Raw genomic sequence first — 23,214 nt, 5'->3', positions numbered from 1 at the left:
ATTCGCCTTTTTCTCGAACTTTTAGCCTGAGATACGTAGAAAACAAGAGGGAGTAATTCCCACTGATTCGGGTTTTATTCCTGTTGTTTTTTGTATGAAAGAAACCACATGGACGTAGAAATATTAGCCCGCATTCAGTTCGCTTTCACCATTGCCTTCCATTATATCTATCCCCCTTTGAGTATTGGCCTGGGCCTGCTCATGGTCATTTTTGAAGGCCAATATCTCCGAACAAAAAATAAGGAATACGAAACCCTTGCCCGATTTTGGACAAGGATATTTGCCCTTACCTTTGGTATTGGTGTTGCCACAGGAATCGTTATGGAATTTGAGTTCGGAACCAATTGGGCTACTTATTCCAAATATGTAGGAGATGTCTTTGGAAGTGCCTTGGCAGCCGAGGGGATTTTTGCCTTCGCTTTGGAGAGTGGCTTTTTAGGCGTTCTGCTATTTGGTTGGAATCGGGTAAAACCAATCGTTCACTTCATTTCAACTTTAGGGGTTTTCTTTGGCTCCATGTTTTCGGCGGTTTGGATCGTGATTGCCAATAGCTGGCAACAAACGCCCGCAGGCTATCACATTGTTGGCGAAGGAATGGATGCAAGGGCTGAGATCGTTGATTTCTGGGCTATGGCTTTCAATCCTTCAGCAGTTGATCGTTTGACCCATGTTTGGATTGGTGCGTTCCTGGCAGGAGCCTTTCTTGTACTCAGTGTGCATGCCTATTATTTATTGAAAGGAAGGCATGTGGAAATATCAAAGAAGGCCTTTAAAATAGCTCTTTTCGTTGCTGCCTTTTTCTCCCTCAGTCAATTGTTTACCGGCCATAGTTCTGCGGAAGGAGTTGCCAAAAATCAACCGGCAAAACTGGCTGCTATGGAAGGTCATTTTGAGGAAAGCGCCGCTGCAGATATGTATATTTTGGGCTGGGTGGATACTGAAAATGAGAAAGTAAGCGGGATAAAAATTCCTCATGGACTTTCCTTCCTCCTGCATCAGGATTTTGAAAAAGAAGTTACTGGATTAAATGCCTTTCCCAAAGAAGATCGACCCAGTCAGGTCAATGCAGTTTTTCAGTTCTATCATCTCATGGTGGCCATCGGTATGGCTTTGATTGCATTGAGTTTACTAGGCCTCTATTTTTTGAGGAAAGAACGGATATTTGAGAAAAAGTGGTTGTTACAACTCTTTGTCTGGGCAGTCATTTTGCCTCAACTCGCCAATCAATTTGGCTGGTTTGCTGCAGAGATGGGACGGCAACCCTGGGTAGTCTATGGCCTTCTGAGAACTTCTGATGCCCTTTCTCAGGCCGTAACCGCCAATCAGGTATTATTCTCCCTGATTATGTTTAGCATCATCTACAGCATCTTGCTGATTCTCTTCCTCTATTTGCTTACCAAAAAAATCAAGCATGGGCCTTATGAGGACCACCTGGAGGTACAGAGAAATCGTCAAAGTGATATTGCCAATTCCCTAATCAAATAATCCATGGAAGCAGATACATTATTAGGACTAGATTATCCTACCTTATGGTTCATCGTGGTCGGAGGACTTTTCTCAGGCTATGCTGTTTTAGATGGCTTTGACTTTGGGGCGGGAGCCTGGCATTTATTCTTCAAAAAAGAAAAGAGTAGAAGAATAGCCTTGAATGCGGTTGGTCCCGTTTGGGATGGAAATGAAGTCTGGCTGGTGATCGGTGGCGGAGCTCTATTTGCAGGCTTTCCATTGGTCTATGCGACTTTACTTTCGGCCTTGTATATCCCTTTCATGCTTTTTCTCTTTTTCATTATCCTTCGGGCAATTTCTATTGAGTTTCGGGGGAAAGAGGAGATGAAATGGTGGAAAAAGACCTGGGACATCACCTATTCTGTGAGCAGTATTATGCTGGCTTTACTGTTGGGGATATTGATGGGGAATGTTTTGCAAGGCATTCCTTTGGAAGAAAATCATGACCTTTCTGTTCCACTCATTTCGGTATTAAATCCTTTCTCGATTCTGATCGGTATTACTACCCTTGCTCTTTTTATGATGCATGGAGGTTTGTACCTGGTGATGAAAACAGAAGGAAAACTCTATGATAAGATTCATCGATTGCTTAAACAGGCCATTATTGGCTTTGTCGTTTTATTTTCGATCTCTACAGTTTATGTATTGATCTATCTTCCTCATTTGTCAGATAAATTTCAAGAGAGTCCTGCTCTCTTCCTCATCCCTCTTTTAGGGATTCTGGGAATTGCGAATATTCCTCGCCTGGTAAGTATGCAGAAGTTCTTTCGAGCCTTCCTGTTCTCGGGTCTATCCATCTGTCTATTCATGATCGTCATAGCCATCGAGCTCTATCCGTCAATCCTCATCTCGTCTATTGATGCTGCCTATGACATCACTGTCTATGAGGCGGCCTCATCAACAAAAACCTTGAAAACCATGATGGGCTTTGTCGCAATTGGAGGCCCTTTGGTTCTGGCCTATACAGTATTTGTATACAGAACTTTCAAAGGAAAGGTGGAGTTGGATGAAATGTCTTATTGAGATGCGTTCGGGTGTTCAGGTGTTCTCGTGTTCATGTGGATTTTTCGAGAGCACCAGAACAAAAGAACACCAGAACACGAAAAAATAAATTATTTTTTCACTCCTCAACGTAGGGTAGCCTCCCATCTTCCGGTTGTGCTGGGTAAATCGACACATTTATCCATCATAAAAAGCCGCGATGCGTGTTATACTTACTTTTATCTGTCTAGCTCTGATACACTTGCCGCTCAGGGCACAGGTCTACGAAGACTACCTGGGCAATGGACATATCCAAAATATTCGAGTAAGCAGCAGCGATGAATCCAACGCTTCCCGAGAGGGTATCCAAACCATCAATGGATTTCCGGAGGAAAGTGAGCGGATGCTGTCTGATGCTTCCCGTTTCCTTGCACAAGCTACCCTGGGCTCAAACTGGGAAGAGATACAGCGTACCAGCCATATGGGATTTGAAGCCTGGTTGGAGGAGCAAATGAACTTGCCTGTTAGCCCGACTTTGCCCAATGCCGAAAAGATATACGATCTCTTCATTATGTTTGAAGGAGAACCGGAAGAAGACGAAGACTTTTTGATCCCTTCTATCATGTTTCGTCTCGGATGGTGGCAGACGATCATGACTGCCGAGGACCAATTAAGGCAGCGCATGGCCCTGGCTCTTTCCGAGATTTTTGTCGTGTCTGAACAACCAGATCTGCTTTCCTTGTCAGGATACGGTTTGGCGGATTACTATGACATGCTGCTAAAACATTCCTTTGGCAACTACCGAGACTTGCTCCTGGATGTGAGTCTTCATCCTTGCATGGGCCATTACCTTTCTCACTACAACAATCCCAAAGCAGATCCTCTGCGAAATATCCATCCGGACGAGAACTACGCGCGCGAAATCATGCAGCTGTTTTCCATCGGCTTGTATGAATTGAATCTGGATGGTAGCCGAAAACTGGATGTTGATGGCAAGCCTATTCCAACCTATGACAACAAAGACATTAAAGAATTTGCCAAGGTGTTTACAGGTTTGGGGGCAGCAAATTATCGCCCTCAATTATATCTGATTGAAGAATTTGAGGATATACCGGAAGAAACATTTTTTGGCCTGGAGTTCTTTGGAGCTGATCCCAAGGGGCATATGAGAATGTTCGAAGGCCAGCATGAAAGAGGACAAAAGAAATTATTGAGAGGAACTATCATTCCAGGGGGACAAAGTGGTATGCAGGATATAGAGGATGCCATTGATAATCTCTTTTATCACCCCAATGTAGGGCCATTTATCGCCCGTCTGTTGATACAGCGTTTAGTAAGCTCAAATCCCAGTCCCGATTACATCTTTCGGGTAGCCTCCGTTTTCAATGACAACGGGAAAGGTGTACGGGGGGATTTGGCTGCTGTATTAAAAGCCATCCTTACGGATGATGCAGCTAGAGCCTGTGAGGGCCGGGTAGCGAATTTAAATCGGGCACAATTGCGAGAACCACTTCTGCGTTACACCCATTTTTGCCGTGCCTTGAATGTAGCACCCTTTGATGTGATACCTTTGTATTTCAATCCGGCTTATCGCTTTCAATATGTATCCGGACAATCCCCTTTAGCCTCTCCAAGCGTTTTTAATTTTTTCCTGCCTGATTATCAGCCCACTGGAGTGATTTCTGATTTGGGATTGTTTGGGCCTGAATTTCAAATCCATAATTCGAGTACAGCCATCCGCTTTATCAATGAGGTTAACTACTGGACCTTTTACCAAAGTATCATGGTGGAAGAGGATCCACGTGAGTCCATTGAGTTTGGGGAAGCATACGAAGTCGAAACAGGCAGTGCCGAAATGGAAATCGATTATATGTTCGAACTGGCTCAGGATCCACAACAACTACTCAGTCATCTCAATATTCTTATCGCACATGGACAGCTGAGTGCATCTACTCAGCAGATTATACTGGATGCACTTAGTAGCCTGCAGGAAGAGGAGCAAAGAATAGCCATGGCCCTTTACCTCATTTTTATTTCACCTGACTACGCCATATTAAACTGATCATGAAGAAAAATAAATCATATAGCCGCCGTAAGTTTTTGGGGACTGCCAGTTGCGCTGCTCTGGGTTCCGCCACCCTGCTCAATGGTCTGCTCAATTTACAAATGAGCAGTGCACTGGCTGCGCCTTCCTATCATCTCTCTTTCCAACCGGAAGAAGATTATAAGGCTTTGATCTGCATTCTGCTCGCCGGAGGAAATGATTCCTATAATATGCTTGTTCCCACCGATGCCGGCCCCTACAACGATTACACAGCAACCCGATCAAATCAGGCTCTTCCGAGGGAAAGTCTCTTGCCCATAGTGGCCGATGGATTGAGTGAAAGCTACGGACTTCATCCAGCGATGCCGGAGTTAAAACAAATCTTTGACCAGGGAAATTTGGCTTTTCTGGCAAATGTGGGAACCCTGATAGAGCCTATCCAAAATAAACTGGATGTGGATTCGGGAATTGCTAAACTCCCACTGGGGCTCTTTAGTCATTCAGATCAGGTGCAGCAATGGCAGACTTCCATTCCTTATGAGAGATCCAATATTGGCTGGGCCGGAAGAATGGCCGATATCCTTCAGGCCTCCAGTAGCAGCAAGGATATTTCGATGAATATCTCTTTGGCTGGAAACAATGTCTTTCAGGCGGGAAATCAATCTATTGAATTTACCATTTCGCCCTATGGAGATGGCAGTGCTGGAATCGAAGGCTATAATGAGCCGGAAGTAATTAACCAGATTCGGACCCAGGCAGTGAAAGGATTGCTTGAACAGCAATACCAGGATGTCTTTAAGCAAACCTATGCGGATGTGATTCATGACTCACAGCAGAACCATGAACTTTTTAAGGCTTCGATATCTTCTGTGAATCTCAATACGATTTTCTCTCCTAATTTCCTTTCCCAAAGTTTTCAGATGATTGCCAAGACTATCGGTGCCCGGCAGGCATTGGGCATGAGTCGTCAAACCTTTTTTGTGGTACTTCCAGGCTTTGATAATCATGATGAGCTCTTAAACAATCAACAGGGATTGCTTCGTGTCTTGAGTCTGGCAATGGGAGAACTACAACAGGCAATGAATGAGTTGAATATTGCTGATAAGGTCACCACCTTCACAATCTCTGATTTTGCTCGCACCCTTACCTCCAATGGAAACGGCACAGACCATGCCTGGGGAGGCATCTCGATGATGATGGGTGGAGCGGTGAAAGGAAGGAAAATGTATGGCGAATATCCCAGCCTTGCCTTGCGGTCAGATGTGGACCTTGGAGGAGGAGTATTATTACCTTCTGTTTCCAGTGATGAGTATTTCGCAGAACTGGCGCTCTGGTTTGGAGTTTCGCCTTCAGATTTGCCACTGGTCCTTCCCAATATTTCCAATTTTTATTCTCCTAACTCGCAAACTGCTCCTATCGGATTTTTGCTTTAAGCTGTAAAAATATGAGAAATCTAGTCATAATAACTACCTGCCTATCCTGGATAATTGGCTTTAATATAAATGCTCAAGCTCAATGTAAAGAAGCCGAAGTCTGGGATCAATCCTGGCTCTCTTGTCAGACCAGCCCCAATCCCAATCCGGACAGAGGTACAGGCCATTGGATTCAGTATGATTTTGGGGATTTGTATAGCCTGAAATCCCTGCACGTTTGGAACGCAAATAAAATTGAGGACCTGGACAAAGGGATTCAGGAAATGACGCTTGATTATTCTGAAGATGGAGAAAGCTGGACGGAGTGGGGGAAGATTTTTTTGGATCAGGCTTCAGGAAAGTCCTATTATTCTGGAGAAAAAGCTGCTGAACTGGACTTCATTTCTGCCCGATACGTAATCCTATCAGTCAATAGCAACTGGGGGCACCCGGACTGCTCAAGTATCAGCGAAGTCTCTTTTGAATTGGGGAGTCCATTGGAAGAACTGGAATCCCAGATGGTGGTTTATCCCAATCCTGCTACCCTCTTTTCAGCTGTGAGGTATGAAAGTAAATATGAGGAAGAAATACATGTAGAACTATGGAATGTGTTGGGACAAATGGTGTATCAGGATATACGAGCAGTACGGACGGGGATACAGGAAATAGGCATTCCTTTTATTCGTCAGCAAAATGGGATTTATGTACTGAAAGTCTATGGCGAAAATGGTCGGTTGATTGGAACGGATAAAGTGGTAGTTAGCGTGGCTGCTGAATAATTTTTTACCTTTATAAATCAGATGCAAGTCCAGCTGTTAGCTATGGAATCCGTAGAAAGCCGATCGGTATGTGAGGATGTGATTTTTGATCAGATCTTCCAGGAACATGCAGAAACCCTTAGAAACTTTTGCTATTACAAAAGCGGAAACCTCTTAGAGGCGGAAGATTTGGTGCAGGAGGCTTATATCCGACTTTGGAAAAACTGTGCAAAAGTCCCATTCGGCAAAGCCAAAAGTTTCCTCTATAAGGTAGCGCAAAATCTATTTCTACATAAAGTGGAACATCAAAAAGTCGTCTTGAAATTTCTCCGCAGACAGGGGAAAAGACAAAATATAGAGAGCCCGGAATATTTGCAGGAAGAGAAAGAGTTTCTGAATAGGTTGGAAGAGGCAATTTCTTCTCTTTCTGAAAAACAGAGAGTAGTATTTCTCCTCAACAGGATCAATGGGAAATCCTATCAGGAAATCGCAGAGATATTGGACATAAGTGTGAAATCCGTAGAGAAACGTATGCACAGAGCTTTGCTTTCATTGAGAAAATTAAGTCCACAGATATGAGTAATTATCCGGATGATACCTTTTTGGCCCGCTGGCTAAATGGAGAGCTGACAGATGAAGAGCAAAAGGAGTTCGAGAAATCTGAGGATTATCATGAACTGAGTCGTTTGCTTAAAGGCACCGAAATGCTGCAAAGTCCGAACTTTGAGGGAGAAAATGTATTGAAGCAAATCAAGCAGGATCGCAATAGAAAAGATACAAAGCCCCAGACAGCGCTTCGAAGTTTACGACCTTTATTTTATATAGGAGCTGCCGCCGCCATGATTGCCCTTCTTCTTTTCTTTTTCTATCCCCAAAAAGCAAGCCCTGAACATAAAGGGCAACATTTAGCAACGCTTGCTGGAGAAATGCAGAGTAAGATTTTTCCAGACAATTCATGGATTAGGCTAAATGAAAATAGCGAGATTGTATATGACGAAAAGAACTGGTCGAGGGAAAGAAAAGTTGGCCTGGAAGGAGAAGCCTATTTCGAAGTAGAAAAAGGAGCAGCCTTTACGGTTGTGACAGAATTGGGGAGTGTGAAAGTCCTGGGGACTCGCTTCAATGTAAGTACGAGGAATGATCGATTGGACGTAGTGTGTTTTGACGGAAGGGTAGAGGTATATAATGAGGATGCCAGTCAAAATCAGGTACTGACTGCAGGGGAAAGCCTTCAAATTGACAAGGGAGAAATCAGAAGCCTTGAGGAAGAGGATTTAGGGCAAATTTATCCCAATTGGCTGGACGGCATTTATTCAGCACAGGATATTAGCATAAAAGAAGCACTGGCAGCTTTCGAACGCATATATGGCGTTGAATTTGAAATACAAAACCTGGATGTCAAGGAGATCGTGAGTGTCAATTTTTATAAGAATGATAAAGAGAAAGCCCTGCTACAACTGACAGGAGGCTTTCAGGCGAAATATGAGATTCTTTCCCCTAAAAAAATACGGATCTATCGAGAATAATAAACTGCCTAGATGAAGCACTTCTTCCTGCTATGCATACTTTTGCTGACGACATGCTTTCTTTGGGGGCATGAGCAGGAAGAACTTGTCATCAAAGAGCGATATAATCAAGTGGCGCTGGAGGAAGTCTTTAAGGACCTGCATAAGAAATACCAGGTTTTTTTCTCTTATCGGAAAAAGCAGATCAGTGGGATAAAGATTACGGTTGATATTCCGGAATCTCCCCTTGCTGTCGCCATGCAATTGATCCTGAAAGGGACAATTTTGGACTTTGAGATATTGGATGAACGATTTGTATTGATCAAACCTAAAGAAAGCGAAGAAGATCAAATTCCCTATATATGTGGCTGGGTACTGGACTCTCTTTCGGAGGAAGCTATTTCCTTTGCCAATCTAAACATACCCAGTGAAGGAAAAGGAGCAGTTAGCCAGAAAGATGGATCCTTTTATATTAAGGGTAAAATCCCTTACGAAGCAGAAGTCATCATCAGCTATATCGGCTATGAAAAGAAACGAATATCTTTTGGTGAGTTACGAAAAGGTCCCTGCGCGCCTATTTTACTCAAACAAAAAACCCTAAGCCTCAAAGGTCTTGAGATTTCTGAATACCTGACCGATGGCATCAGCCAGGACGCCATTTCTATCAAACTCAGTCCGGGAAAAGTTTCAAGCTTGCCTGGATTGACCGAGCCGGATATCTTCCAGATGGCGCAAGTTCTGCCAGGAATCAATAGCCCGGATGAAACTGCTGCAGGTCTCCATATTCGGGGAGGTACTCCGGACCAAACCCTGGTTATGATCGAAGGAATGCCTTTATACCAAACCGGGCATTTTTTCGACATGATCTCCTCCGTAAATCCCTATGCAATAGATGAAGCTCGGGTTTCCAGAAGTGGGTTTGATGTTTCCAAAGCCGGGAGAGTTTCCGGGGCCATAGACCTTAGCCAGGGAAATGAAGTGCCCGAAAAATTGGGACTTGGTTTGGCTTTCAACCTGACTCATATGGGCTTTGATTTACAAGCCCCCTTACTCAAAAAGAAAATGGCTTTGCTTTTTTCTTCCAGAAGATCTACCACAGACTTTTTTCCTACGCTTACCTTTAGTCGATTGCAGGATCGGGTGTTTCAGGGAACGCGTATTGGTTGGTTGCGGGAACTAGAGGATCAAACGGATTACTTCAGCGTGGACTTTGAACGATTTGCCTTCAATGACTGGAATTTCAAATGGCTCTATAATCTGAAAGACAAGCATCAGCTTGCCTTTTCCAGTTTTAATGGCAGAAACCAACTCAATTACCATGTTTCTATTGAACCCAAAGATGAATTCCTGGCAGATGACCTGGAGATCCTGAATTCCGGCTTCGCAGTTAATTGGACCTATAAGGATAGCTTAAGCTATGTTGCTAATACTCGTCTGAGTTTTTCTGAATACAATTCCCGTTATTCCTTTACCAAAGAAGATTTCGATCAGAGCTTTGTATTTGAAGAATTTGGCAAACGAAATAATGTAAAAGACAACCGCCTTACCAGTGACCATCAGTGGTTCTTTGGGAGAAAACATAGCTTGAAAGCAGGCTTGATGTTGTCCTCAAAAAATGTCGCTTATGAACTGGATTTTAAGGCAGTCTATGGAGAGTTTCAGGATGGAAGGTTTTGGAATGTGGAAACCCAGACTTTTTATGGCAGCTATGTCTATTCTCCCAATCATCAGTTTTATGTAGAAGGAGGCTTGAGGTTTAGTGGGAATTCTCTGTTTGAACGAATCTATACCGCTCCTCGATTGCAAGTCAGTTATCAATTCAAATCGGGTTTGAAACTTAGACTTCATACGGGCATCTATCGCCAATTCATTTCTCAACTCATTGAATGGGAGTTCGATCCCCTTGGCTTTCACAACCAGGTGTGGGTGCTTTCTGGTGATGACTTTATTCCGGCTATTCAGAGTTATCAGATAAATACAGGTATTCTCTATGACAAAAAGGAATGGATGATCGATCTCGAACTCTACCATAAAGCGATATTTGATCTGACTTCCCTGACTACTTCTTTTCAAAATTTTGCTGAAACCGAGTATGCAACTGGTCTGGCCAAGATCAATGGACTTGATTTTCTCCTGAAAAGGCGATGGCGAGCCCATCGCTTTTGGCTCAGTTATACCCTCAGCCAAATCTTGTATGACTTTGAAGGCATTAGAGAAGCTCCCTTTTTTGCCCCTCATGATCAGCGCCACAATTTCAAATTCATCCAATTGTACCAATTCAATAATTGGCAATTTTCTTTGGGATGGACCTATCGATCCGGCAAACCCTTTACCCCTCGAATAGGAGATGAAATTGAATTTCAACAGGAAGATGATGAAGAATTTTATGTGGTTCAGCCCATTTTAGGGGAAAGTAACGGCAATCGATTGAGGGCTTATCATAGACTGGATGCTTCTCTCATGTATCAATTTCCGTCGAGCCTCGAGAGATCGGTTAAAGGAAATATAGGACTATCTCTTCTAAATGTTTATGATCGGGAAAATATCCTTTCTATTCGCTACTTCCCGGAATACTACTCTCCCGAAGACCTGCCCGACAATCCGGAGTCAGAGGAATTGGTAAAGACCATGCTGCGATTCATGCCCAATCTGGTAATTCGCCTTCGATGGTAAGCCCATCTCAAAGCTAGATTATCGCCTTGGCTGGAGTATGAGGAGATCATGTTTCCCTTTTTTCCTAAATTAGATATAGAAATGCTTGCGGCAAGTTGAAAACCTCTTGTAATACTTATGAAACTACTACTGTCTGCCTTCGCCTTATTATTACTCAGCTATTCATGTTCAAATAAGATATCTGTCCCTTTGACAACTGGGATTAAATCAGAATTTGTATATGAAACAGCTCCTTTTCCCGAATGCCATGCTTCCAGTATTGCTGAAACACCAGAGGGTCTGGTGGTCGTTTGGTTTGGAGGGACAAAAGAGAAAAACAAAGATGTCGAAATATGGATGAGCAGAAAGGCTGATGAAAGCTGGACGGAGATGCGTGCTATTGCTGATGGAGTGCAGGAAGATGGAAGTCGTCATCCTTGCTGGAATCCGGTTTTGTTTCAAGTACCTGATGGAGATCTTTTGCTGTTTTATAAAGTAGGCCCAAGTCCTTCGACCTGGTGGGGCGAAATGAAACGTTCTTCAGATGGAGGAAAGAATTGGTCGGAAGCAAAAAAACTGGAAGGGGGAATTGGCCCGGTTAAAAATAAACCAGAATTGATCGGTGATGTCTTGTTATGTCCTTCAAGTACTGAGCATGACGGATGGAGGGTGCACTTTGAACGAACTGCTGATTTTGGGGAAAGTTGGGAAATATCTGAACCTATAAATGATGGCAAAACCTACAATGCTATTCAACCCAGTATCCTCAAACATGGGGGAAATAAGCTACAGATATTATGTAGAAGTAAAGAAGGTATCCTCCTGAGTAGTTGGTCAGATGATGCTGGAAATACTTGGTCGGATTTAGAACCCAGCGGACTACCCAATCCGAATAGTGGAACAGATGCACTAACCTTAAAAGACGGAAGGCATTTACTGGTTTATAATCATACGACTACCCCCAAGGGAAAATGGGGAGGAGCTCGTTCCCCTTTGAATGTAGCCATCAGCGAGGATGGAAAATCCTGGTCAGCTTTAGCGGTCCTGGAAAATGAGAAAGGGGAATATTCTTATCCTGCAGTTATTCAGGCTGCAGATGGCAAAGTGCACATCAGCTATACCTGGAAGAGACAGCGTGTAAAGCATGTAGTACTAGATCCAGGGGAATTGAAATCAAAGCCAATTCTGGATGGAAATTGGCCAGTAGATTAAGGGAAAAAATTATATTGGGACTTCATCTAATTTTAAGCAAAAAATATACATGGATCTACTACTCAAAGATAAAGTCGCTGTCATCACCGGAGGCAGCGTAGGTATAGGTTTGGCGGTAGCTAAAGGACTGGCCGCGGAAGGCGTGCATTTAGCCTTATGTGCTAGAAATGAAGAACGATTGGAAAAGGAGGCAGAGGGAATTCGTACGACCTATGGCGTAAAGGTGTTGGCGAAAGCCTGCGACGTCGCAAAAATGGACGATATTACAGCTTTTGTTGAGGCGGTTCAGGCAGAATTTGGAGGTGCTGATATTTTGATTAATAATGCCGGCAAAGGCACTAACGAAAAGATCATAGATGCAGAAGATGAAAAGTGGCAATACTTCTGGGATTTGCATGTAATGGCAGCGGTTCGATTATCCAGAGCTATGATGCCTTTGATGAATGCCCGAGGAGGAGGGGTAATCCTGAATAATTCTTCTATTTGTGCCAAGCAACCTTTGGGCTATGAACCCATATACAATACCACCAAGGCTGCCTTATCTATGTTTTCTAAATGCCTGGCCAATGAGTGCATCCCCATGAACATTCGGGTCAATACCATCAATCCAGGATTGATCCTGACACCGGATTGGTGGAATACAGCAGAATCCCTAGCTGAAGAACAAGGCATCACGGCCAAAGAATATTTGGACAATATTGCTAAAGAAAATACGCCTATTGGTCGATTTGCCAGCCCTGAAGAGCTCGCAAATTTCTTTGTCTTTATGTGCTCGGATAAAGCGAGTTATTGTGTGGGCTCGACTTATTATGTCGATGGTGGTTGGTTGAAGGTGGTGGAGTAAACAAATCCCTGTCATCCTGAGGCTGGCTATCGTCTGACTCCAGCGCGCCGAAGGATCTTGTATTCTACCGACTTTCAATACACGATCTCTCAGCACGCAGTCCAACACATTTCCAAACTTCGAGATGACTGTCTCTATACAATCTTAATCAAAAATCTTCCCGGGATTGAGAATGTCATCCGGGTCGAGGGCCTTTTTGATACTTTTCATGATAGCAATAGCAACCGGCCCAGCTTCCTCTTTCAGGTATGCCTTCTTACCGATTCCTATGCCATGTTCGCCTGTGCAGGTTCCCCCGAGGGCCTGTGCTTTGCAGATAAGGCGATGATTGAGTTCCTGCATCCATTTTACTTCTGCGGGATCATCCTCCATGATGCAGGGTGTAATATGAAAATTCCCATCTCCTACATGTCCAAGAAAGGGAAGCGTCAATGGGATGTCCTGTATCTCTTCCTTGATTTCTCGGATGCATTGTGCCAGCATCGAAATAGGGACACAAACATCAGTTGGGATCAGGGCTCCACCCGGACGGCTATCTTTGGCCGCATAAGCGGCATTATAACGAGCCTTCCATAACTCTTCTTTATCCTGACTTTCTGTCCCCCATTTAAATCCACTTCCTCCAAATTGTGAGCTAAGTTTGCCTATCTTTTCCTGATAATTCTCAACCATTTCTTCTTCTCCATGTAATTCGAGAAAGAGGCTGGGTAAGCAGGGATAATCCGTTTGGCAATAGGTGTTGACCATTTTCAGTATAGTCTCGTCCATAAATTCAAGCATCGCCAATGGCAAGCCTTCTTTTCCCAAAGCCAATGCTGCCCCTATTGCTGCATCCATATTCGGAAATGATATAACTGCCACAGCTGCATGTTGTGGAATGGGATGAAGAATGGCAGTTACTTCCGTGATTATGCCCAGGGTTCCCTCCGAACCGATCATTAAATGAGTCAAATCATAACCGGCTGCATGTTTTTTTACTCGCCTGCCTGTATCCATGATTTCCCCTTTGGCAGTCACGATTCTCAATGCTCGAATATTTTCTCTGGCCGTCCCATAACGTACCGCATTCGCGCCACTGGCAGCAGTAGCAGCTATCCCGCCCAGACTTGCATCAATATTGGGGCCTGCTGCAAAAAAGAGCCCTTCCTTTTTAAGCTGTTCATTTAGCACCAATTTCTTTACCCCTGCCTCAACTACACAATCTTTATCAATAGGATTAATGGAAAGTACCTGATTCATTCGGCTCATATCGAGACTGATGCCTCCTCTTTGAGGAATGATATGCCCTTCCAGAGAAGTGCCCGCACCAAAGGGCACAATAGGAGTCTTATGTTTTGCACATATTTTCACAATCTCCGCTACTTCCTCCGTGTCTTGAGGATAGCAAACCGCATCCGGCAGCAAAGCCGGATGCCAGGAAATATCTTCTGCATGAAGGCTTCGGATTTCTTCTTCAAGTTTCAGTCGATTTCCTAATATGCCTTGAAGACTTGCAATGTTGGTAGAGAGCTTTTTCATAGCTAAAGAAAGATACACATTAATTTGCCTGAGAAGACAGCTATTGTTTTTCGCTTGTGAAAGCTTAAATTTCCAAAAATTGCACATGAAACGAACACTACTACTATTATTACTCTCCTGGAGTCTGTGTCAGGCAAAGATCTGGACCCCCTCCATCATTTCTGACCATATGGTTCTGCAGAGAAATTCTACTGCCAAACTCTGGGGATGGACTACTAATACCAATGAAGACCTAAAAGTCTTTACAAGTTGGGACGAAAAAGAGACCAGTATCAAAGCGGATCAGGGATATTGGGAGATTGAGTTGGAAACTCCTGAAGCAGGTGGACCTTATGAGATTAGCATCATCGGACATGAAAACCTGAGTTTCAAAAATATCATGATAGGAGAAGTCTGGATTTGTTCCGGACAGTCAAATATGGAGTGGACTCCTTTGATGGGACTGGATAATGCGGAAGAAGAAATAGCAGCAGCAAATTTTCCGAATATCCGCTTCTTTACAGCACCCAAGCGTAAGTCTGAGCACCCCCAGGACGATATCCCTGCAGAATGGGCAGAGTGTTCCCCGGAGACGATGAAGAACTTTAGTTCCGTGGCCTATTTCTTTGGGCAGAAATTGCATAAGGACCTGGAAGTCCCCATCGGTTTGATCAACACCAATTGGGGTGGAACGAATGTAGAAGCCTGGATTCCCAAAAACCAATTGGAAAAAGACGCTGAATTGGTTTCCGCTGCAGAGAAAATAAAACGTGTCCCCTGGTGGCCGGAAGAAACAGGGGTTTGCTATAATGCGATGATACACCCTTTCCTAAAATTCGATATTGCTGGAGCTATTTGGTATCAGGGAGAATCTAATCGAGTCAATGCCTTTTCCTATTATAAATCCTTCCCACTGATGATAAAGAGTTGGAGAGAGCTGTGGGGCAAAGAATTTCCTTTCTATTTCGCCCAAATCGCGCCTTTTAATTATAATTCTGAACTCAATATCGATGCAGCGGTTGTTCGAGATGCTCAGCTCTATACCATGCTGAATGTCCCGAAAACAGGAATGGCCGTTACCAATGATATTGGAAATCTGAAAAACATTCATCCCCAGAATAAACAGGATGTGGGCCAAAGATTAGCATTATGGGCCCTGGCAAAAACCTATGGCAGAACGGATGTTACCTATAGTGGTCCGGTTTACACTTCTATGGATATCAAGAAAAAGTCTATTGTACTTTCTTTCGATCATGTAGGGGGAGGATTGATGAAAAAAGGCGATAGGCTGAAAGAATTTTATATAGCAGGTAAAGACCAGGTTTTCCATAAAGCGGAGGCTCGCATCAAAGGAGATAAGGTATGGGTTTCTTCTCCAAAGGTAAGTTCACCAAAAGCGGTGAGATTTGCATTTAGCAATAGGGCAGAACCCAATCTCTTTAACAGAGCGGGATTACCCGCTTCGGCTTTTAGAACAGATGACTGGGAGATCAAGCTGAAGTAGCAAAAGACACATGACATATTTTGAACACATAGGCCTACAACTTTATACTTTACGAGATGCCTTTGAAGAGGACGGGGGGAACTGTCTGAGGAAAGTAGCAGAGATCGGCTATAAGGAAATCGAGTTTCACAGCATACATCTTGTTCCTGCATATGCTAGCCTCTTAAAGGAATTGGGTCTTTCGGTAAGTAGTAGCCATGTGATGCCCCCCTTTTTGACCGGGCAATGGGAAGCCTATGGGATTCCAAAACCGGAGGATGATTCCTTTCAATCGCAGCTAAATATAGCCAGTCAATATGGTGTAAAGCATTTGGTTATGCCGATGTTGTTACCACAGGAAAGAGGGAATCTGGATCATTATAAAAAACTGGCTGAACTTTTCAATCGATGTGGGGAGGCTTGTAGAAAGCAAGGCGTTTACTTCTGCTATCATCATCATAATTTTGAATTCGAACCATTAGAAGGCTATTCTCCTATGGAGGTCTTTCTCAATCATACCGATCCGGAACTGGTTTCCTTTGAACTGGATATATTTTGGCTGGCCGTGGCAGGAAAGGATCCAATCGAATTTATGAAGAAGCATGGAGATCGAATAAAACTCCTGCACCTCAAGGATCTCAAAGCTGGTGTTTCCCCTAACTTTAAAACCCTGGAAACAGCTATGAATATGCCGGAGATATTTTTAGAAGTAGGAAATGGAGTGTTAGATATAAAAAGAAGCCTGGAAATGGCCAGAACGATTGGGATTTCCCATGCATATGTGGAACAGGATTTTAGTCCCCATCCTCTTCAAAGTATTAGAAAGAGTTATCAATTTTTAGAAGCATTAGGATTATAAAAGATGAATGTAGCCCAATTACCTGGTATCAAACAATTTTCACTTACAGACAAACTAGCCATCATCACAGGTGGATCTAAAGGTCTGGGACTTGCGATGGCTGCTGGTCTCGCTTCCGGAGGAGCCAAACTTATGTTGGTGAATAGAAATCTGGAAGAAGGTGAGCGCGCAGCTAAATCACTCGAAGAAGCTTATGGGACAGAAGCGATTGCATTTGCGGCAGATGTCTGCAAAGCTGAGGATATGAAGGCTATGGCAGCAAAGGCTATGGATCATTTCGGGAGAATAGATGTCCTCATAAATAATGCGGGGATCAATATTCGCGGGCCCATAGATGAATTGCAGGAAGAAGAATTTCAACGGGTAATGAATGTCAATGTTCATGGCATGTGGTTGGCATCGAGAGCTGTTACTCCCAGCATGAAAGATGCAGGAAGTGGGAAAATCATCAACATTTCAAGTACACTCGGTCTTGTCGGACTTGCCAATCGGACCCCCTATGCGACGAGCAAAGGAGCTGTGATTCAAATGACACGAGCCTTAGGATTGGAGTTGGCACCATTTGGTATCAATGTAAATGCGATTTGTCCCGGACCCTTTTTGACGGAAATGAATATTCCCTTTAAGGATACGCTTGAGTATAAGAAATTTGTTATTGGAGCTACGGCTGTTGAGCGTTGGGCAGAGCTGAAAGAAATTCAGGGCGCTGCTATTTTCTTATCCAGTGAGGCCTCTTCCTACATGGTAGGCTCGGTTGTAACCGTTGATGGAGGCTGGACAGCTAAATAGCTAGACTACTCTGGCGTCGATTTCCTTATCATCCAAAAGATCGACAGCATTCTGAAAGGCTTCATTAAACATGTCCATGCGGGATTCATGGGTAGCCGTTCCCGCATGGGGCGTTAGTACCACATGGTCCATACTTAAATAAGCTTTAGGGACTTCCGGTTCATTTGGGAAAACGTCCAGACCTGCACCTGCAATTTTATTTCCCTGCAAAGCTTTGATCAGAGCGTCATTATCTACTACACTTCCCCTTGCAGTATTGAGGAGAAAGGCGGTGCTTTTCATCAAATCAATTTCTCTCTTTCCAATCAAATGAAAAGTACTCTCAGTTAGCGGAGTATGGAGAGAAACGACATCTGACTGGCGAAGCAAATCATCCAGTTCGAGATAGATTGCTCCATGTTTTTGTTCTTCATCGGCACTCATGCGATTCCTTTTGTAATAACAGATTTCCATATCCAGGGCACGGGCTCTTTTAGCCATTTCTTTCCCTATCCTGCCCATGCCTATGATTCCCATGAGCTTCCCTCCCGGAGAACTACCATAGGAAGCGGGTGAATCCCATTTGGGCAGCTTTTCCTCTCGCAATAGTCTATCATGCAAACTGATCTTTAGCATAAGACTCAACATAAGTCCAATCGCCATGTTTGCTGTAGGGGCAGAGGTAGAACGCGGAAGGTTACTCACCATGATTCCTTTCTCTTTTGCATAGGCAACATCCACATTGTCATAGCCTACGCCATAATTGCTAATGACCTTCAGTTTATTTCCCAAATCCATCAATTTTTTATCTGCCTGATGCCCCATACAAAGCAGGGCATCAAAGTCAGAAATCTTTTCGCAAACCTCCTCGTACATGCTTTTTTTCCCACTGACACATTTGACAGCATAAGGAGAATTCAGGGCTTCGATTCGGGCGGGAGATAATGGATAACTGATCAGGATCTTGGGGGCCATAGTTTTTGTTTTTATATAGATAGCTTAGCCAATTGGCTGTTAGTTTTCCTTGAGTATTTTATAGTACTGTTTCCCTATTTTGAGGAAATACAGTCCTTTTGTGAGTGCAGATAGATTGATTTGAAAAGAATTTGTACTAAATGAACCGCTGAATTTTTCTTTGCCCAATACATCCAGCAATTGATAAGATTTTGTACCTGCATGATCTGTCGTTATGAGCAGGAATGTGGAGGCTGGATTGGGATAGATGTTGACCTGGTAGGGATTGAGTTCTTTACTACTGGTCGTAGATCGGAGCCCATTTATATCGTAGCGCGAAAAGAACTTCCAGACTTCTTCAGATGCATCTATATCATAATTGGTACCCGTACTGGGAATTGCACTACCGGGCCAGGTATGTCTGCCTCCCGTAACTTTAAAGTACTCGGTCTGCACCCCATTATCTCCATTTTTATACACAATATGTTCGACCGTGCTTTGATCAGTTGCATTGGTATTGGGGAGCGCACTTATTTCAGGAGTTTCATCACAATTATTATGAGTTACCCAATACTGTATGACATCATCTATCGAACGAGTCCAGTTCGCACCATTGATGGGAACGACATTGTCCTGGGTTCCGTGAATCTGAAGGACTGGAGTAGGATGTGTTGGGGAACAGCCATTATACTGCAATGGGGTCATCGAACCGGTAACAGAAGCTACTGCGGCTATTCGATCCCCCAACTGACAAGCCAGGTAATAGCTCATATATCCTCCATTGGACATGCCGGTGCTATACACCCTGCTTTCATCAATATTATAATTTGCAAGTAAACTATCCAGCAACAAATCAGTAAATCCCACATCATCGGTATTGCTCCCTCCCCAACCTACATTGAAATGAGTTTTTCCTTCTGCATCGAGCGTTCCCTGAGGATGAACAATAATAAAACCGGCAGTGTCGGAGATTGATCTGAAGTCTCCATACACCATCTGAGCATTAGCATTACTGGTGTATCCGTGAAAGTTGAATAATAAAGGCACGGCTTCCTGATCACTATAAGAGGCAGGAATATACAGGATATAGGTCCGATTGATTCCATTGTGCCGAAGACCCTGATTTAAGGTAGTCTGAGCCTTAGTCAATAGAGGAAATAAGAGGAAAAGTATAAGAAGGCGAAGATTCATGCTATGGTGATGGAAGAGTTTAGCCTAAAAATAGGAAAATCTCTCAGGATTTTCGCTTCCTGAGAAAGCTTAGTAAATTATAATACCTCAAGCTAAGCTCATTTACTATGACTACTACTCAATGTTTCTGTTTTCTTCTCTTCTGTATTTGTCTGAGTGTACTTTCCTGTCAGGAATCAAGATCGACTAAGATGAAAGAATCCGCCAATCAGCCATTGCAAATTGCACATCTCGCTGATGGAGATGAAAAAGCCCTGGAGTCCATAAGGGCCTCTTTCGTCCAAAATAATCCCGGCTATGACCTTGCGTATCGATCTTCCATCGAAAAGATTGAAGGGCAGGCGTATCAACGAATTCTTTTTGTACAGGAAGGAGATCCCGATATAGTTTTGAGTTCAGGTCAATCATCCAAGACTACGGTAGGAGATATTATCATGCTGGATAAAGGAGTGAGTTTAGAGGCAGATAGTATGATGAGCGTGCTAGAATTTAAAGTACCGGATGCCCCTGCTGATTCGATTCCCAAACTCATTCGCCCGGACTGGGATATGAATATTACCGATGTGCCGGGAGGATGTGCAACGGAGCGCAATGCCTATCGAAGAATCCTTTTAACCTGGAAACAGGAAGTCGGACACTACCTATATCATGCCCTCAATGCCCATCGGGTTCGCATTATGGACTCTTTCAGCCACTATCATCCCAAAGAAGGAGGCTTCGACGAATTTTACCTGGTTCAAATGGCGCTGCCGGAAGCTCGCATTATTACCAGTTCATTAGTTGAAAAAATTGAGCAGCCTCAACGTATAAAACTCGAAGAGGCGCAATCTCTCTTACAATCAGATGCAGTAAAAGTTGGCGATTTGATTTACTTGCCGCGTGGAACGGTACATCGTGGATTGGGTGGGGTTCTGGCTCAGGTAATCACTGTACCTGGCTTTATCCCCGGATCAGAAATAGGTGTGGACCATCACCTCAAAGCCATCAATGAGCATTTGGCACTAGAGGAAGATGAAGCAATACCTTTTAATGTGGAGGCCTCCGGCAAAGCTTTAATCAAGTAATAGAAAGTATATCTCTAGCGCCTAAAGTTAGAATATTTTATACAGGATTTTTCCAACCCTGGGCTTGCTTTTGTTATCCTTGAAATAAAGAATCTCGAAAAGCAAACAAAGGATATGTACTAAACATATTCTTGACTATATTGAAAACAAGAACGCTTTAAAAATGAGTGAAAACACAATTGCACCATTGAAATGGGTCTCGTCTTTACGTCCGGATCAGTATAAATACTTATCCAATAATCACGATTACAGTTTTCTTTGTGTTTTTCACTTCGGGATAAAGCATTCCGGAGCCATTTGTATTTGAATAACGATTACATCATGGAAAATCTAATTCCAATTCTTACCTGGGTATCGGTCTTTAGCGGAGGACTATTGATCTTTTTGCTGCTCTTCTCGATTGTGGGAGGAATGGACCTTGATCTGGATGTGGATACTTCTACAGATGCAGGAGTTGATACCGGAGGGATAGGATTTGTAAAAGGGGGGCTAACCCTGATTTCGGTTACTACCTGGGTAATGAAAATCGTCTTGCTTTCCCAGGAAAATATTGGAATAGCAATTATTATCGGCCTGGCCGTTGCATTTGTCGCGCTATGGATACTCAATTATATTTTTCGATTCCTCATCCGAAATGAAGAAAATGTGAACTGGGCTATGGAAGATGCCATAGAGCAACTGGGAGAAGTTTATTTACGAATTCCTCCAAAAGGGGAAGGGATTGTAAATGTATTGGTCAATGGAGTTAATCGCGAATTGAAAGCAGTTTCAATGGATAAACAGGAGATTAAAACCGGAGACAAAGTACGTGTAGTAGGGATTGATGGGGAATTTGTCAAAGTCAAAAAAGAAACAGTATAACACCAAACTATAATCTAATATGTCAGAACTCGTATTATTTGGCATCGGAGCCTTTCTCGTAGTCATTGTGCTTCTTATCCTCTTCTTCGTAAGCAGATATAAGAGATGCCCTTCGGACAAAATTCTGGTCGTATATGGACGTACAGGCGGTGATACCTCTGCAAAATGCTATGCAGGTGGTGCAGCCTTTGTATGGCCCGTGATTCAGGATTATCGATACCTTGACCTTACCCCGATTAGTATTGATGTGAACCTGCAGGATGCTCTTTCTAAACAGAATATTCGTGTATCGGTTCCTGCCCAGTTTACAGTAGGGGTAAGTAATAAGCCTAACCTGATGCTGGCAGCAGCAGAGCGTCTACTCGGTCTTGACAGACCTAATGTACGTTCGCTTGCACATGATATCATCATGGGACAGATGCGACTCGTAATCGCAAATATGGACATTGAAGAATTGAATACCGATCGGGATAAATTTGTAGAGTCTGTATATAAAAACGTAGGGAATGAGCTTCACAAAATCGGTCTTGAATTGATCAACGTAAACGTAACGGATATTCAGGATGAGTCGGGCTATATCCAGGCACTGGGTCGTGAAGCGGCAGCCAAAGCGATCAATGATGCAAAAGTAAAGGTGGCCAATGAGGAAAGAGTCGGTGCCATCGGTCAGGCAGAAGCTCAGCAGGATCAGCGTACCAAAGTTGCCGATGCCAATTCTCGTGCAGAAATCGGTGAGGCAGAGGCCAGTCAGCTCCAACGGGTGAAAGTAGCTGAAACGAATAGTTTAGCAGAGATTGGAGAAGCAGAATCAAAACAAAGACAAAGGATTAGCATAGCAGAAGCGAACTCAAAAGCTGAAATTGGGGAAGCAGATGCACAGGCTATCTCGACAGAAGGTAAAAACACAGCTTCCATTAAGATTGCAAATTCAAATGCTGCAAAAGAGATTGAAGTTGCTGAAGCAGAAAGGAAAGCTACTGCTGCAAGAAAAGTAGCTGCAGCGAAAGCGCTTGAGGAAGCATATGTCGCAGAGCGCGATACGGAAAAAGCACGTGGAGAAATGGAATTGGCCAGGAAGCAGGCAGATGAAGTAGTTGAGGCAGATATTGAAAAGCAAAAAGCTGTAATTGCCGCTCAAGCTGAAGCAGAGCGTCGCAGAGAAACTGCTAAAGGGGAAGCAGATGCTATCCTGGCTCGATATATGGCCCAGGCCAAAGGTCAGGAAGCCCTCTTGAAAAAGCAGGCAGAAGGTTTCCAAATGCTGGTAGAAGCAGCAAATGGAGATCCCCAAAGTGCCATTGGTTACCTATTGATTGACAAGTTGACAGAATTGGCAGAGATTCAGACAAAAGCCATTCAAGATCTGGACATCGAAAAGGTGGTAGTTTATGATAATGGTAGCGGTAAGGGAGTGAGCAATTTTGTGCAGGGCTTATATGGCATGATGCCTCAGTTAAATGACTTCCTGGAGCAAAGTGGAATGAGCCTTCCGGAGGCTTTGGTTCAAAATAAAAATAAAGCCAAACTGAATGGCGAAGTGGAGCCGGTAGCAGAAAATGGACAAGCAGAAGAAGTTAAAACCGATGCTTCCAAAAATGAAGAATAGAGCTAATAACTCTTAGG

19 protein-coding genes are annotated in these 23,214 nt (G+C 43.5%); 16 read left to right on the top strand and 3 right to left on the bottom strand.

Annotated features, from left to right (window positions below; translation table 11 throughout):
- Positions 1 to 108: 108 nt before the first annotated feature.
- The 10 genes from R8P61_20190 (at position 109) to R8P61_20145 (ending at position 12,914) form a co-directional block, all read left to right on the top strand.
- The gene (locus R8P61_20190; protein ID MDW3649400.1) at positions 109 to 1,485 is read left to right on the top strand and encodes a cytochrome ubiquinol oxidase subunit I; all 1,377 of its coding nucleotides are present in this window, start codon (positions 109 to 111) and stop codon (positions 1,483 to 1,485) included.
- Between the two features lie 3 nt (positions 1,486 to 1,488).
- Entirely contained in the window at positions 1,489 to 2,529 is a 1,041-nt protein-coding gene (cydB, locus tag R8P61_20185) for a cytochrome d ubiquinol oxidase subunit II (protein MDW3649399.1), read from the top strand.
- A 178-nt stretch (positions 2,530 to 2,707) separates the two neighbouring features.
- Positions 2,708 to 4,549: a DUF1800 domain-containing protein gene (locus tag R8P61_20180; protein MDW3649398.1), complete on the top strand. Its 1,842-nt coding sequence runs from the start codon at positions 2,708 to 2,710 to the stop codon at positions 4,547 to 4,549.
- Positions 4,550 to 4,551: 2 nt separating this feature from the next.
- The gene (locus tag R8P61_20175; protein ID MDW3649397.1) at positions 4,552 to 5,964 is read left to right on the top strand and encodes a DUF1501 domain-containing protein; all 1,413 of its coding nucleotides are present in this window, start codon (positions 4,552 to 4,554) and stop codon (positions 5,962 to 5,964) included.
- Between the two features lie 11 nt (positions 5,965 to 5,975).
- Positions 5,976 to 6,722, top strand: a complete 747-nt coding sequence (locus tag R8P61_20170) for a T9SS type A sorting domain-containing protein (GenBank protein MDW3649396.1) — start codon at positions 5,976 to 5,978, stop codon at positions 6,720 to 6,722.
- A gap of 21 nt (positions 6,723 to 6,743) precedes the next feature.
- Positions 6,744 to 7,280 (top strand): RNA polymerase sigma factor, encoded by a 537-nt coding sequence (locus tag R8P61_20165; protein ID MDW3649395.1) that lies wholly within the window; start codon positions 6,744 to 6,746, stop codon positions 7,278 to 7,280.
- Positions 7,277 to 8,227: a FecR domain-containing protein gene (locus R8P61_20160; protein MDW3649394.1), complete on the top strand. Its 951-nt coding sequence runs from the start codon at positions 7,277 to 7,279 to the stop codon at positions 8,225 to 8,227. Before R8P61_20165 ends, R8P61_20160 begins: the two co-directional genes overlap by 4 nt.
- A 12-nt stretch (positions 8,228 to 8,239) precedes the next feature.
- Positions 8,240 to 10,879: a TonB-dependent receptor gene (locus R8P61_20155; protein MDW3649393.1), complete on the top strand. Its 2,640-nt coding sequence runs from the start codon at positions 8,240 to 8,242 to the stop codon at positions 10,877 to 10,879.
- Between the two features lie 117 nt (positions 10,880 to 10,996).
- Positions 10,997 to 12,070 carry a sialidase family protein gene (locus R8P61_20150; GenBank protein ID MDW3649392.1) on the top strand — a complete coding sequence of 358 codons (1,074 nt, stop codon included), beginning with the start codon at positions 10,997 to 10,999 and terminating at the stop codon, positions 12,068 to 12,070.
- A gap of 49 nt (positions 12,071 to 12,119) precedes the next feature.
- Positions 12,120 to 12,914: an SDR family oxidoreductase gene (locus R8P61_20145; GenBank protein MDW3649391.1), complete on the top strand. Its 795-nt coding sequence runs from the start codon at positions 12,120 to 12,122 to the stop codon at positions 12,912 to 12,914.
- Positions 12,915 to 13,058: 144 nt separating this feature from the next.
- Here the strand turns inward: R8P61_20145 and R8P61_20140 are convergent, their stop codons facing one another.
- Positions 13,059 to 14,432: an FAD-linked oxidase C-terminal domain-containing protein gene (locus R8P61_20140; protein ID MDW3649390.1), complete on the bottom strand. Its 1,374-nt coding sequence runs from the start codon at positions 14,430 to 14,432 to the stop codon at positions 13,059 to 13,061.
- An 85-nt stretch (positions 14,433 to 14,517) separates the two neighbouring features.
- Here R8P61_20140 and R8P61_20135 point away from each other — a divergent pair, with 85 nt between their 5' ends.
- The 3 genes from R8P61_20135 to R8P61_20125 are packed head-to-tail and all read left to right on the top strand — an operon-like array spanning position 14,518 to position 17,542.
- Entirely contained in the window at positions 14,518 to 15,915 is a 1,398-nt protein-coding gene (locus R8P61_20135; GenBank protein ID MDW3649389.1) for a sialate O-acetylesterase, read from the top strand.
- Positions 15,916 to 15,925: 10 nt separating this feature from the next.
- Positions 15,926 to 16,753 carry a sugar phosphate isomerase/epimerase gene (locus R8P61_20130; protein ID MDW3649388.1) on the top strand — a complete coding sequence of 276 codons (828 nt, stop codon included), beginning with the start codon at positions 15,926 to 15,928 and terminating at the stop codon, positions 16,751 to 16,753.
- Between the two features lie 3 nt (positions 16,754 to 16,756).
- Positions 16,757 to 17,542: a glucose 1-dehydrogenase gene (locus tag R8P61_20125; GenBank protein ID MDW3649387.1), complete on the top strand. Its 786-nt coding sequence runs from the start codon at positions 16,757 to 16,759 to the stop codon at positions 17,540 to 17,542.
- Here the strand turns inward: R8P61_20125 and R8P61_20120 are convergent, their stop codons facing one another.
- Positions 17,543 to 18,496, bottom strand: a complete 954-nt coding sequence (locus R8P61_20120) for an NAD(P)-dependent oxidoreductase (GenBank protein MDW3649386.1) — start codon at positions 18,494 to 18,496, stop codon at positions 17,543 to 17,545.
- Between the two features lie 39 nt (positions 18,497 to 18,535).
- On the bottom strand, positions 18,536 to 19,666 hold the full coding sequence (locus tag R8P61_20115; GenBank protein MDW3649385.1) for a T9SS type A sorting domain-containing protein: 1,131 nt from the start codon (positions 19,664 to 19,666) through the stop codon (positions 18,536 to 18,538).
- A 191-nt stretch (positions 19,667 to 19,857) separates the two neighbouring features.
- Between R8P61_20115 and R8P61_20110 the strand changes: the two genes are divergently transcribed.
- The 3 genes from R8P61_20110 (at position 19,858) to R8P61_20100 (ending at position 23,197) form a co-directional block, all read left to right on the top strand.
- Positions 19,858 to 20,730 (top strand): hypothetical protein, encoded by an 873-nt coding sequence (locus R8P61_20110; protein MDW3649384.1) that lies wholly within the window; start codon positions 19,858 to 19,860, stop codon positions 20,728 to 20,730.
- A 321-nt stretch (positions 20,731 to 21,051) separates the two neighbouring features.
- The gene (locus tag R8P61_20105; GenBank protein MDW3649383.1) at positions 21,052 to 21,591 is read left to right on the top strand and encodes an NfeD family protein; all 540 of its coding nucleotides are present in this window, start codon (positions 21,052 to 21,054) and stop codon (positions 21,589 to 21,591) included.
- 19 nt (positions 21,592 to 21,610) lie between these two features.
- Positions 21,611 to 23,197, top strand: a complete 1,587-nt coding sequence (locus R8P61_20100) for an SPFH domain-containing protein (GenBank protein ID MDW3649382.1) — start codon at positions 21,611 to 21,613, stop codon at positions 23,195 to 23,197.
- The last annotated feature ends 17 nt before the right edge of the window (positions 23,198 to 23,214 follow it).

Source organism: Bacteroidia bacterium (genome assembly GCA_033391075.1).
GTDB lineage: Bacteria > Bacteroidota > Bacteroidia > J057 > J057 > JAWPMV01.
This window is presented reverse-complemented; position numbering and strand designations above follow the sequence as displayed.